The sequence below is a fragment of the Citrobacter sp. KTE30 genome, from assembly GCF_000398825.1.
GTDB classification, from domain to species: Bacteria; Pseudomonadota; Gammaproteobacteria; order Enterobacterales; family Enterobacteriaceae; genus Citrobacter; species Citrobacter freundii.
This window is the reverse complement of record NZ_KB976056.1, coordinates 117,655-130,212: the sequence shown is the minus strand read 5'-3', so window position 1 is coordinate 130,212 and position 12,558 is coordinate 117,655. Positions and strand designations below refer to the sequence as shown.

Annotated in this window: 9 protein-coding genes; 7 read left to right on the top strand and 2 right to left on the bottom strand. The window is 54.8% G+C overall.

Annotated features, from left to right (window positions below; genetic code table 11):
- Nucleotides 1–64: 64 nt before the first annotated feature.
- Together gntK and gntU are read left to right on the top strand one after the other, a co-directional pair.
- Complete coding sequence (gntK, locus tag WC1_RS02755; RefSeq protein ID WP_016151112.1) at nt 65–595, top strand: gluconokinase; 531 nt, start codon at nt 65–67, stop codon at nt 593–595.
- Entirely contained in the window at nt 595–1,935 is a 1,341-nt protein-coding gene (gene gntU / locus WC1_RS02760) for a gluconate transporter (protein ID WP_003023477.1), read from the top strand. The genes gntK and gntU overlap by 1 nt, the downstream gene beginning before the upstream one ends.
- Before the next feature lie 82 nt (nt 1,936–2,017).
- Here gntU and WC1_RS02765 read toward each other — a convergent pair whose 3' ends face one another.
- On the bottom strand, nt 2,018–2,464 hold the full coding sequence (locus tag WC1_RS02765) for a lipoate--protein ligase family protein (protein WP_016151111.1): 447 nt from the start codon (nt 2,462–2,464) through the stop codon (nt 2,018–2,020).
- Nucleotides 2,465–3,491: 1,027 nt separating this feature from the next.
- The gene (gene yhgN / locus WC1_RS02770; protein ID WP_003023480.1) at nt 3,492–4,085 is read right to left on the bottom strand and encodes an NAAT family transporter YhgN; all 594 of its coding nucleotides are present in this window, start codon (nt 4,083–4,085) and stop codon (nt 3,492–3,494) included.
- Nucleotides 4,086–4,275: 190 nt separating this feature from the next.
- Between yhgN and asd the strand changes: the two genes are divergently transcribed.
- The 5 genes from asd (at nt 4,276) to glgA (ending at nt 12,558) form a co-directional block, all read left to right on the top strand.
- Nucleotides 4,276–5,382, top strand: coding sequence for an aspartate-semialdehyde dehydrogenase (gene asd, locus WC1_RS02775; protein ID WP_016151110.1), 1,107 nt, complete (start codon nt 4,276–4,278; stop codon nt 5,380–5,382).
- Nucleotides 5,383–5,655: 273 nt separating this feature from the next.
- Nucleotides 5,656–7,842, top strand: coding sequence for a 1,4-alpha-glucan branching enzyme (glgB, locus tag WC1_RS02780; protein ID WP_016151109.1), 2,187 nt, complete (start codon nt 5,656–5,658; stop codon nt 7,840–7,842).
- Nucleotides 7,839–9,815 carry a glycogen debranching protein GlgX gene (gene glgX, locus WC1_RS02785; RefSeq protein WP_003023487.1) on the top strand — a complete coding sequence of 659 codons (1,977 nt, stop codon included), beginning with the start codon at nt 7,839–7,841 and terminating at the stop codon, nt 9,813–9,815. Before glgB ends, glgX begins: the two co-directional genes overlap by 4 nt.
- A gap of 14 nt (nt 9,816–9,829) precedes the next feature.
- On the top strand, nt 9,830–11,125 hold the full coding sequence (glgC, locus tag WC1_RS02790) for a glucose-1-phosphate adenylyltransferase (RefSeq protein ID WP_003023489.1): 1,296 nt from the start codon (nt 9,830–9,832) through the stop codon (nt 11,123–11,125).
- Nucleotides 11,125–12,558: a glycogen synthase GlgA gene (gene glgA / locus WC1_RS02795; RefSeq protein WP_003023490.1), complete on the top strand. Its 1,434-nt coding sequence runs from the start codon at nt 11,125–11,127 to the stop codon at nt 12,556–12,558. The genes glgC and glgA overlap by 1 nt, the downstream gene beginning before the upstream one ends.

The window sequence follows — 12,558 nt, the reverse complement described above, 5'->3', positions numbered from 1 at the left end:
CAATGTTACCGATAACAGTTACCCGTAACAATTTCCAGATTCTTGTACCAGTGGGGGCAACGCTTTGAGCACGACTAATCATGATCACCACGTTTACGTTCTGATGGGCGTATCGGGCAGCGGTAAATCTGCTGTCGCCAGCGAAGTGGCGCATCAACTGCAGGCCGCGTTTCTTGATGGCGATTTTCTCCATCCGCGCAGCAACATCATGAAAATGGCTTCCGGTGAGCCACTCAACGATAATGACCGTAAACCGTGGTTACAGGCGCTGAACGACGCCGCCTTTGCGATGCAGCGTACCAACAAGGTTTCGCTGATCGTCTGTTCCGCTCTGAAAAAAGTCTATCGCGACCAGCTACGCGAAGGTAACCCGAACCTCTCTTTCATCTATCTGAAAGGGGATTTTGACGTTATCGAAAGCCGTCTGAAAGCGCGTAAAGGCCACTTCTTCAAAACGCAGATGCTGGTGACCCAGTTTGAAGCGCTGGAAGAACCAGGTGCGAATGAAAACGATGTACTGGTGGTCGATATCGATCAACCACTGGACGGTGTGGTCGCCAGCACCATTGAGGTTATTAACCAGGGCAGTAAGTAGTGAGTACATTAACGCTTGTTTTAACAGCAGTAGGGTCCGTTTTATTACTGCTGTTTTTAGTGATGAAGGCGCGTATGCACGCCTTCCTTGCTTTGATGGTGGTGTCTATTGGTGCAGGTCTCTTTTCCGGTATGCCGCTCGATAAAATCGCCGCGACTATGGAAAAAGGGATGGGAGGCACGCTCGGTTTCCTGGCGATTGTTGTGGCGTTGGGGGCGATGTTCGGCAAGATTTTGCATGAGACCGGCGCAGTCGATCAAATTGCCGTCAAAATGCTGAAATCCTTCGGCCACAGCCGCGCGCATTACGCGATTGGCCTGGCCGGTCTGATTTGCGCGCTGCCGCTGTTCTTTGAGGTGGCGATTGTGCTGCTGATTAGCGTAGCGTTCTCGATGGCGCGTCACACCGGTACCAACCTGGTTAAATTAGTCATTCCGTTGTTTGCCGGCGTAGCGGCGGCTGCGGCGTTTTTACTGCCGGGGCCAGCGCCGATGTTGCTGGCTTCGCAGATGCACGCTGACTTTGGCTGGATGATCCTGATTGGCCTGTGTGCCGCGATTCCGGGCATGATTATCGCCGGGCCGCTGTGGGGTAATTTCATCAGCCGTTACGTTGAGCTGAACATTCCTGATGACATTACCGAGCCGCATCTGGGCGAAGGTAAAATGCCGTCCTTCGGCTTTAGCTTGTCGCTGATCCTGCTGCCGCTGGTATTGGTTGGTCTGAAAACCATCGCCGCGCGCTTTGTGCCGGTTGGTTCTTCAACTTACGAATGGTTTGAGTTTATCGGCCACCCGTTTACCGCGATTCTGGTTGCCTGTCTGGTGGCGATTTACGGTCTGGCGATTCGCCAGGGTATGCCAAAAGACAAAGTGATGGAGATCTGCGGTCATGCGCTGCAACCGGCGGGAATTATCCTGCTGGTGATCGGTGCAGGTGGCGTGTTTAAACAAGTGCTGGTTGATTCCGGCGTCGGTCCGGCGCTGGGCGAAGCGTTAACCGGAATGGGTCTGCCGATTGCCATTACCTGCTTCGTACTGGCGGCGGCGGTGCGTATCATTCAGGGTTCCGCGACCGTGGCCTGCTTAACGGCGGTCGGTCTGGTGATGCCGGTGATTGAACAGCTGAACTTCTCCGGTGCGCAGATGGCGGCACTGTCAATTTGTATCGCGGGCGGTTCGATCGTGGTCAGCCACGTTAACGACGCCGGTTTCTGGTTGTTCGGTAAATTTACCGGCGCAACGGAAGCACAAACGCTGAAGACCTGGACGATGATGGAAACCATCCTCGGCACGGTCGGCGCAATTGTCGGTATGATTGCCTTCCAGCTGTTGAGCTGAGTCTTGTTGCCCGGTGGCGCTTGCGCTTACCGGGCCTGAATTCATTGCACACCGTAAGCCGGGTAAGCGTCACCCGGCTTTTTTACAGCATTACCATGCCTTCATCTGTTTTCAACCAGCGCGGTGCTTTCAGCGTGTCGGCGAAATAACCCACCAAATCCTGCAGCAAATCACCTGCCACTCGCTCCATATCATCAGAAAGCGTTTTGCTCATCAGCAAATGCGTCAAAAGCTGGCAGTAACGCCCCATCTGGTCGGGCTCAGGCTCGAAAAGGGGAAAACGGGTCGGTAAGGTTTCTACCGTCAGACTGGCCTGTAGATGCTGCGGTACAGGTTCCGTTAAGGTCGGTTGTAATAACGCGAAACAGGCCGACAGACGTGCACAAATCGCCAGCTTTTCAACCGGGTCATGGCATTCAACCAGCCCTTCGACAAAACGCTCGCAGTTATCCGCCAGCTCGGTGAAATCCGTGGCATGGCTAAAGGGCAGGGTAAATAAAGAGTGTGAAAAGAGAGGGGTAGTCGCCATAGGGCAGCCTCCAGTATGTTTTATTTAAACCACCACCGGAGAGGCTAATCTCGCGGGTGGCAGAATCGAGCGGAGTTAGCCTTACCGGTCATACTGGATACCGGCGCGTCTTGCGACGCCCCCGCTCGACCCGCCATTGAGGCGAAATCGGTCGCACGACATAGAAGTATATGTCGCCAGTATGATTTTCAGAAGGCTAATTCTGACACCTGATTTTGCAGGTGCAGCGAGAAGATAAGGCTTATCCACGATGCTGACAAGAGGGCATTCTGGAAGGCACCTCGCAGAAATGAAAATACGTTATATCAGCGACTTAAAAGCATAAGGAATACCTGGTATTACAGTGCAATGCCGTTCAGTTAAGCATGTAGGGTGAACATGTGATTATTGCTCAGGGTTCCGTTCACCTCAGTGGTGTCATTTCTCTGAAGCGCTGATGCCCGTGAACGTGCAAGGGAGGCTCACCGCCGCCTCCCTTGCAACCCAGGCTCCCGGCGGGAAAATCGTCGCTGCGCGAGTTATTCGTCTTATTCCGTCTGCCTGTCGGGTCGGGGCCGAGCCTACATCCATGCAGGCCGTCCCCTCTGCCCGCATCCCTGCGGGCAGACCCGGTCAGCCGTCAACGCCTCATCGATTTTCAGCCGGACCAGGGTGTCGCTTCAGCGATCTGGCTTTCAGCTATATCCGTTTTGCTGTTCAGAGGTATTCAAGTAAAAGCTCAGGTGGTCAGGTGTGGGCTGGTCCGGCTGAAAATTGCCGACGCGTTTCCGTAAGGCCGGGAGAACCCGCAGGGATGCGGGTTCAGGGCGCGTTTTGCATGGACGCTGCCTCGCGCCCGGCCCGGTAGCCTGGAGGAATAAGTGGAGGGAACCACGAAGTGGCAATTTTCCTGCCGGGAGCCGGGATTGTTAAGGGGGCTGCGTAGCCCCCTTAACACGTTCACTGGTGACGAGATCTCAGAGAAGCAATGAACATAACGTGAACGGAATCGTTCTCTGAAATGCCATGCTCTCCAGCTTCAAAACGGTCACCCCTTCATCCACATCCGTACGCCATCAAGGAACATCTGGGTGGCCATCATCACCAGAATCAGCCCCATCAGGCGCTCCAGCGCGTTCACCCCTTTCTCCCCCAGCAGACGCAAAAACAGCGACGACTGCAACAGAATCACAAACGTACCGCCCCAGGCGATCAGCAGGGCAATCACCAGATGCCCCATCTGGTTCGGGTACTGATGCGACAACAGCATTAATGAGGCCAGGATTGTTGGGCCTGCCACCAGCGGAATCGCCAGCGGGACGATAAACGGCTCTTCACCCGCCGGAAGCCCGGTGCTATTCCCGGTGGCGCTGGGGAAAATCATCTTAATGGCGATCAGGAACAAAATGATGCCCCCGGAGATAGAAACGGTTTCCGCGCGCAGGTTAAGAAATGCCAGAATTTTCTCGCCCGCAAACAGGAATATCAGCATCACTAACAGCGCAATGAACAGCTCGCGAATCATAATCGCGCGGCGGCGTTTCGGTTCGGTATGTTTCAATACGGACATGAAAATGGGCAGATTTCCGAGTGGATCCATAATCAGGATCAATAAAACTGCCGCTGAAATGATTTCATTCATAACTCAAATTCCCTGATAATTACCGCGGACTTTCTGCTTGCTTGCGCAGCGGGATAAGTCGCATTACTGATGGCTTCGCTATCATTGATTAATTTCACTTGCGACTTTGGCTGCATTTTGTATGGTGAAGGATATGCCACCAGGACACTGGCATACATACACAGCACACATCTCTGCAGGAAAAAACGCTATGAAAAATGTTGGTTTTATCGGCTGGCGCGGTATGGTCGGCTCTGTTCTCATGCAACGCATGGTTGAGGAGCGTGACTTCGACGCCATTCGCCCTGTTTTCTTTTCTACTTCCCAGTTCGGGCAGGCGGCACCGACATTCGGTGGAACCGCGACCGGCACGCTTCAGGACGCTTTTGATCTGGATGCGCTGAAGGCGCTCGATATCATCGTGACCTGTCAGGGCGGCGATTATACCAACGAAATCTATCCAAAGCTTCGTGAAAGCGGTTGGCAGGGTTACTGGATTGACGCGGCCTCTTCGCTGCGTATGAAAGACGATGCCATCATTATTCTCGATCCGGTTAACCAGGATGTCATCACCGATGGCCTGAATAAAGGGATTAAGACCTTTGTCGGCGGTAACTGTACCGTTAGCCTGATGCTGATGTCCCTCGGTGGCCTGTTTGCCAACGACCTGGTCGACTGGGTCTCCGTGGCGACCTATCAGGCGGCTTCCGGCGGCGGCGCGCGTCATATGCGCGAGCTGTTGTCTCAGATGGGTCATCTGTATGGCCATGTGGCCGATGAACTGGCGACCCCATCCTCTGCTATTCTCGATATCGAACGTAAAGTAACGACGCTGTCCCGCAGCGGCGAACTGCCGGTTGATAACTTCGGCGTACCGCTGGCCGGTAGCCTGATTCCGTGGATCGACAAACAGCTCGATAACGGTCAGAGCCGTGAAGAGTGGAAGGGACAGGCGGAAACCAACAAAATTCTCAACACGTCTTCCGTGATCCCGGTTGATGGTCTGTGCGTGCGCGTCGGCGCGTTGCGCTGCCACAGCCAGGCGTTCACCATCAAACTGAAAAAAGATGTGTCTATTCCGACCGTGGAAGAACTGCTGGCGGCGCACAACCCGTGGGCGAAAGTAGTACCAAACGATCGTGAAATCACCATGCGTGAGTTAACCCCGGCGGCCGTTACCGGCACGTTGACCACGCCAGTAGGTCGTCTGCGTAAGCTGAATATGGGACCGGAGTTCCTGTCAGCCTTTACCGTAGGTGACCAGCTGCTTTGGGGTGCTGCGGAGCCATTGCGCCGCATGTTACGTCAACTGGCGTAATGGTTTGTTAATGATCAAAGGGTGCTGAGTCACCCTTTTTTTTGCGTAATACAGGAGTAAGCGCAGATGTTTCATTTTTTACCGGGAGTAAGATAAAGCATTGGCTATTCTTTAAGGGTGACTTAGTACCGGAGGTATTAAGTTGTTGCCTGAAGGTGGGACGACGCAGAGAGGATGCACAATTGTGCTGCGCCGTTCAGGTCAAAAAAAGTGTCGCTACCTGATGTCGAAAATCAGTTGGAAGGGGTGACACCATAAAACAGGATGACAACCATGTCCGTTCGTATCGATAGAGACGTGATTAATGCGCTAATTGCAGGCCATTTTGCGGATCCTTTTTCCGTACTCGGTATGCACCAAACTGACGCTGGACTTGAAGTCCGCGCCCTATTACCTGACGCCACCGAAGTGTGGGTGATCGAACCCAAAACCGGACGCAAAGTCGGCAAGCTGGATTGCCTCGACTCTCGTGGCTTTTTCTGTGCTGTACTTCCCCGCCGTAAAAATTTCTTTCGCTATCAGTTGGCCGTTGTCTGGCATGGACAGCAGAATCTGATTGATGACCCTTATCGTTTTGGCCCGCTGATCCAGGATATGGATGCCTGGCTGTTATCTGAAGGTACGCACCTGCGACCTTACGAAACGCTGGGCGCGCATGCGGATACCATGGATGGCGTCACCGGTACGCGCTTCTCTGTCTGGGCACCTAACGCGCAACGCGTGTCAGTGGTGGGGCAGTTCAACTACTGGGATGGCCGCCGCCACCCGATGCGCCTGCGTAAAGAGAGCGGTATCTGGGAGCTGTTTATCCCCGGTGCGCAGCATGGTCAGCTGTATAAATACGAGATGATCGATGCCAACGGTAAGCTGCGAATCAAAGCGGACCCTTACGCCTTCGAAGCGCAAATGCGCCCGGAAACCGCGTCGCTTATCTGTGGTCTGCCGGAAAAAGTGGTGCAAAGCGAGGAGCGTAAAAAAGCCAACCAGTTTGATGCGCCGATTTCTATCTATGAAGTGCACCTGGGGTCATGGCGTCGTCATACCGATAACAACTTCTGGCTGAGCTACCGCGAGCTGGCGGATCAACTGGTGCCTTACGCCAAGTGGATGGGCTTTACCCACCTTGAACTGTTGCCGATTAACGAGCATCCGTTCGACGGTAGCTGGGGTTACCAACCTACCGGCATGTATGCGCCGACCCGTCGATTTGGTACGCGCGATGACTTCCGCTATTTTGTGAATGCCGCGCATCAGGCGGGGCTGAACGTCATTCTTGACTGGGTGCCGGGCCATTTCCCGTCGGACGACTTTGGTCTGGCAGAGTTTGATGGCACCAGGCTGTATGAGCACAGCGACCCGCGAGAAGGGTATCACCAGGACTGGAACACGCTGATCTACAACTATGGCCGCCGTGAAGTCAGCAACTATCTGGTGGGCAACGCCCTGTACTGGATTGAGCGCTTTGGTATCGACGCGCTGCGCGTGGATGCCGTGGCATCGATGATTTATCGCGACTACAGCCGTAAAGAAGGGGAATGGATCCCAAATGAATTTGGCGGTCGTGAAAACCTCGAAGCCATTGAGTTTTTACGCAATACCAACCGTATTCTTGGCGAACAGGTGCCTGGTGCGGTGAGCATGGCGGAAGAGTCCACTGATTTTGCTGGCGTTTCAAGACCGCAGGACATGGGCGGTTTAGGGTTCTGGTATAAGTGGAACCTCGGCTGGATGCACGACACGCTGGACTACATGAAACTGGATCCGGTTTATCGCCAACATCACCACGATAAGCTGACCTTCGGCATGCTGTACAACTACACCGAGAACTTTGTCCTGCCGTTGTCGCACGATGAAGTGGTGCACGGCAAGAAATCGATTCTCGACCGCATGCCGGGCGATGCGTGGCAGAAGTTTGCCAACCTGCGCGCCTACTACGGCTGGATGTGGGCCTTCCCAGGCAAGAAACTGCTGTTTATGGGCAACGAGTTTGCGCAGGGACGTGAATGGAACCATGACGCGAGCCTCGACTGGCACCTGCTGGAAGGCGGTGATAACTGGCATCACGGCGTACAGCGTCTGGTGCGCGATCTGAACCTCACCTATCGTCATCACAAAGCGCTGCACGAGCTCGACTTTGACGCCTATGGCTTTGAGTGGCTGGTGGTGGATGACAAAGAACGTTCGGTGCTGGCTTTCGTGCGTCGTGACAAGGTCGGCAATGAAATCATCGTGGTCAGTAACTTTACGCCTGTGCCCCGCCACGGCTATCGCTTCGGTATCAATCAGCCGGGGAAATGGCGTGAGATCCTCAATACCGATTCGATGCATTACCACGGCAGCAATACTGGCAACGGCGGTGCGGTGCACAGTGATGAAATCGCCAGTCATGGTCGTCAGCATTCACTGAGCCTCACGTTGCCGCCGTTGGCAACGATCTGGCTGGTTCGGGAGGGGGAATGACGCAACTGGCAACCGGCAACGCCACCCCCCATGGTGCAACGTATGACGGCCATGGCGTTAATTTTACTCTCTTCTCAGCCCACGCTGAACGCGTTGAATTATGCGTATTTGACGAGGACGGTTGCGAACTCCGCTACGACCTGCCGGGGCGTAGCGGCGATGTCTGGCACGGCTATCTGGCCAACGCCCGGCCCGGTCTGCGCTATGGCTATCGCGTCCATGGCCCATGGCAACCGCAGCAGGGCCACCGGTTTAACCCAGCCAAGCTGCTGCTCGACCCTTGCGCCCGTCGGGTAGAGGGCGAGTTAAAAGATAACCCGCTGCTGCACGGCGGGCTAAATGAACCGGATCACCATGATAATGCCACCATCGCGCTGAAGGGCGTGGTGGTGTCCGACCATTATGACTGGGAGGATGATGCCCCGCCGCGCACGCCGTGGGGCAATACCGTAATTTACGAAGCGCATGTCAAAGGGTTGACGTATTTGCATCCTGACCTGCCGGAAGAGATTCGCGGAACCTACAAAGCGCTGGGTCATCCGGTGATGATCGACTATTTCAAGCGTCTCGGCATTACCGCGCTGGAGCTGCTGCCGGTGGCGCATTTTGCCAGCGAACCGCGACTTCAGCGGCTGGGCCTGTCGAACTACTGGGGCTACAACCCGGTGGCCATGTTCGCGCTGCATCCGGCCTATGCCTGTTCGCCGGAGAGTGCGCTTGATGAGTTTCGCGACGCGGTAAAAGCGCTGCACAAAGCGGGGATTGAGGTCATTCTCGATATCGTTTTGAACCACAGCGCCGAGCTGGATCTCGAAGGGCCTGTCTTCTCGCTGCGCGGAATTGATAACCGTAGCTATTATTGGATCAGGGACGATGGTGATTACTACAACTGGACCGGTTGTGGGAACACCCTCAATTTGAGCCATCCCGGCGTTGTGGAATACGCATGTGAATGCCTGCGCTATTGGGTTGAAACCTGCCATGTAGATGGTTTTCGTTTTGATTTGGCTTCCGTCATGGGGCGTACACCTGCGTTTCGTCAGGATGCGCCGCTGTTTACCGCGATCCAAACCTGTCCGCTGCTCTCACGCGTGAAGCTGATTGCGGAACCGTGGGATATTGGTGAAGGCGGGTATCAGGTGGGGAATTTCCCCCCTCCGTTTGCCGAGTGGAATGACCATTTCCGCGATGCGACGCGACGCTTTTGGCTCCAGCGTAATCTCTCGTTGGGCGAGTTTGCCGGGCGTTTTGCCGCATCCAGCGATGTGTTTAAACGCCAGGGTCGCAAACCCAGCGCCACGGTCAATCTGGTGACCGCGCACGACGGTTTTACGCTACGCGACTGTGTGTGCTTCACAAATAAGCACAATGAAGCGAATGGTGAGGAAAATCGCGACGGCACTAGCAATAACTACAGCGACAATCATGGTAAAGAAGGATTAGGCGGCACGCTGGACCTGATTGAGCGACGGCGCGACAGCATTCATGCGCTGTTAACTACGCTGTTGCTCTCTCAGGGGACGCCGATGTTGCTGGCGGGCGATGAGCATGGTCATAGCCAGCACGGCAACAATAACGCTTACTGTCAGGATAACGCCTTAACGTGGCTGGACTGGCAGCAGGCAAACAGTGGGCTAACCACATTTACCGCCGCGCTGATTCATCTGCGCCGGCAAATCCCAGCATTAACAGGGGATTGTTGGTGGGAAGAGGGCGATGGCAATGTTCGTTGGCTGAATAAGTACGCACAACCCTTAAGTGCGGATGAGTGGCAAAACGGCCCGAGGCAGATGCAAATCCAGCTTTCAGACCGTTTTCTTATTGCAATAAACGCCACGCTTGAGGTGACAGATATCGTTTTACCTGAAGGGGAATGGCATGCCATTCCCCCATTTGCCGGAGAGGATAATCCGGTGCTTACGGCTGTCTGGCAGGGACCTGCGCACGGACTGTGTGTGTTCCAGAGAAGATAAAAAAGGAGTTAGTCATGGTGAGTTTAGAGAAGAACGATCGTGTAATGTTGGCGCGCCAGCTGCCATTAAAATCTGTTGCCCTGATCCTGGCCGGTGGCCGCGGTACCCGCTTAAAAGATTTGACCAACAAACGTGCCAAACCTGCTGTGCACTTTGGCGGTAAGTTCCGCATTATCGATTTTGCCTTATCCAACTGTATTAACTCCGGGATCCGCCGTATTGGCGTGATCACCCAGTACCAGTCCCATACGCTGGTGCAGCATATTCAGCGCGGCTGGTCGTTCTTTAGCGAAGAGATGAACGAGTTTGTCGATTTGCTGCCTGCCCAGCAGAGAATGCAGGGTGAAAACTGGTATCGCGGTACGGCGGATGCGGTGACCCAAAACCTGGACATCATTCGACGCTATAAAGCGGAATACGTGGTGATCCTCGCGGGCGATCATATTTATAAGCAGGACTACTCACGCATGCTGATCGACCACGTCGAGAAGGGCGCGCGTTGCACCGTGGCCTGTATGCCAGTGCCTATTGAAGAGGCCAGCGCGTTTGGCGTGATGGACGTGGACGACACCGATAAAATTATCGAGTTCGTTGAAAAACCCGCCAACCCGCCAGCCATGCCAGGCGACCCGACCAAATCTCTTGCCAGTATGGGGATCTACATTTTCAACGCCGATTATCTGTATGAACTGCTGGCGGAAGATGATCTCGATGAAAAATCCAGTCACGATTTTGGCAAAGACATTATCCCGAAAATCACCGAAGCTGGCATGGCGTATGCACATCCATTCCCGTTGTCCTGCGTGCAGTCTGACCCGGAATCCGAACCGTACTGGCGCGATGTGGGGACGCTGGAAGCCTACTGGAAGGCGAACCTTGATCTGGCTTCGGTGACGCCTGAACTGGATATGTACGACCAGGACTGGCCAATCCGAACGCACATGGAATCGCTGCCACCGGCGAAATTTGTGCAGGACCGTTCCGGTAGCCACGGAATGACGCTGAACTCGCTGGTTTCTGGCGGATGCATAATTTCAGGTTCGGTGGTGGTGCAGTCCGTTCTGTTCCCGCGAGTGCGGGTGAATTCATTCTGTAACATTGATTCGGCAGTGTTGTTACCTGAAGTGTGGGTGGGACGTTCGTGCCGCTTACGTCGTTGCATTATCGACCGCGCCTGCGTTATTCCTGAAGGCATGGTGATAGGTGAAAACGCGGAAGAAGATGCGCGTCGTTTCTACCGTTCAGAGGAAGGCATTGTGCTGGTCACGCGTGAAATGCTGCGCAAACTGCAGATCAAACAGGAGCGATAATGCAGGTTTTACACGTTTGTTCAGAGATGTTCCCCCTGTTAAAAACCGGGGGACTGGCGGATGTTATTGGGGCGTTACCTGCCGCGCAAATTGCGGACGGCGTGGATGCCCGCGTGTTGCTCCCGGCGTTTCCAGATATTCGTCGCGGCATTCCCGATGCACAGGTCGTGACGCGTCGCGATACCTTCGCTGGACGTATCACGCTGCTTTTCGGGCATTTCAACGGCGTGGGTATTTACCTGATTGACGCGCCGCATCTTTACGACCGTCCCGGTAGCCCGTATCACGACACCAACCTGTTCGCTTATACCGATAACGTCCTGCGTTTTGCGTTGCTTGGCTGGGCCGGATGTGAAATGGCCTGCGGCCTTGACCCATTCTGGCGCCCGGATGTGGTGCATGCGCACGACTGGCATGCCGGTCTGGCCCCGGCGTATCTGGCGGCGCGCGGCCATCCGGCGAAATCGGTGTTCACCGTACACAACCTGGCTTATCAAGGCATGTTTTATGCAAAGCATATGGATGACATCCAATTGCCATGGTCGTTCTTTAATGTGCACGGGCTGGAGTTTAACGGCCAGATTTCGTTCCTGAAGGCAGGGTTGTACTACGCAGACCACATTACGGCAGTGAGTCCAACTTACGCGCGGGAGATTACCGAGCCGCAGTTTGCCTATGGTATGGAAGGTCTGTTGCAGCAGCGTCATCGGGAAGGACGGCTTTCCGGCGTGCTGAACGGCGTGGATGAAAAAATCTGGAGCCCGGAAACCGACCTGCTGCTGGCGTCGCGCTATACGCGTGACACGCTGGAAGAGAAGGCGGAGAACAAACGTCAGCTGCAGATCGCGATGGGACTTAAGGTTAACGACAAAGTGCCGCTGTTTGCTGTCGTGAGCCGTCTGACCAGTCAGAAAGGGTTGGATCTGGTGCTGGAGGCTCTGCCGGGTCTGTTAGAGCAGGGGGGGCAACTGGCGTTACTTGGCGCGGGCGATCCAGTGTTGCAGGAAGGTTTCCTCGCCGCAGCGGCGGAACATCCGGGGCAAGTGGGCGTGCAGATTGGCTATCACGAAGCCTTCTCGCACCGCATCATGGGTGGGGCCGATGTGATATTGGTTCCCAGCCGTTTTGAGCCATGTGGCTTAACGCAGTTGTATGGACTGAAGTACGGCACGCTGCCGCTGGTGCGGCGCACCGGTGGGCTGGCTGATACGGTCTCTGACAGTTCGCTGGAAAACCTGGCGGACGGTATCGCCAGTGGGTTTGTATTTGAAGATAGTAATGCCTGGTCGCTACTACGTGCGATCCGGCGTGCTTTCGTATTGTGGTCCCGGCCTTCGCTGTGGCGGTTTGTACAACGTCAGGCCATGACCATGGATTTTAGCTGGCAAGTCGCGGCGAAGTCATACCGTGAGCTTTACTATCGCTTGAAATAG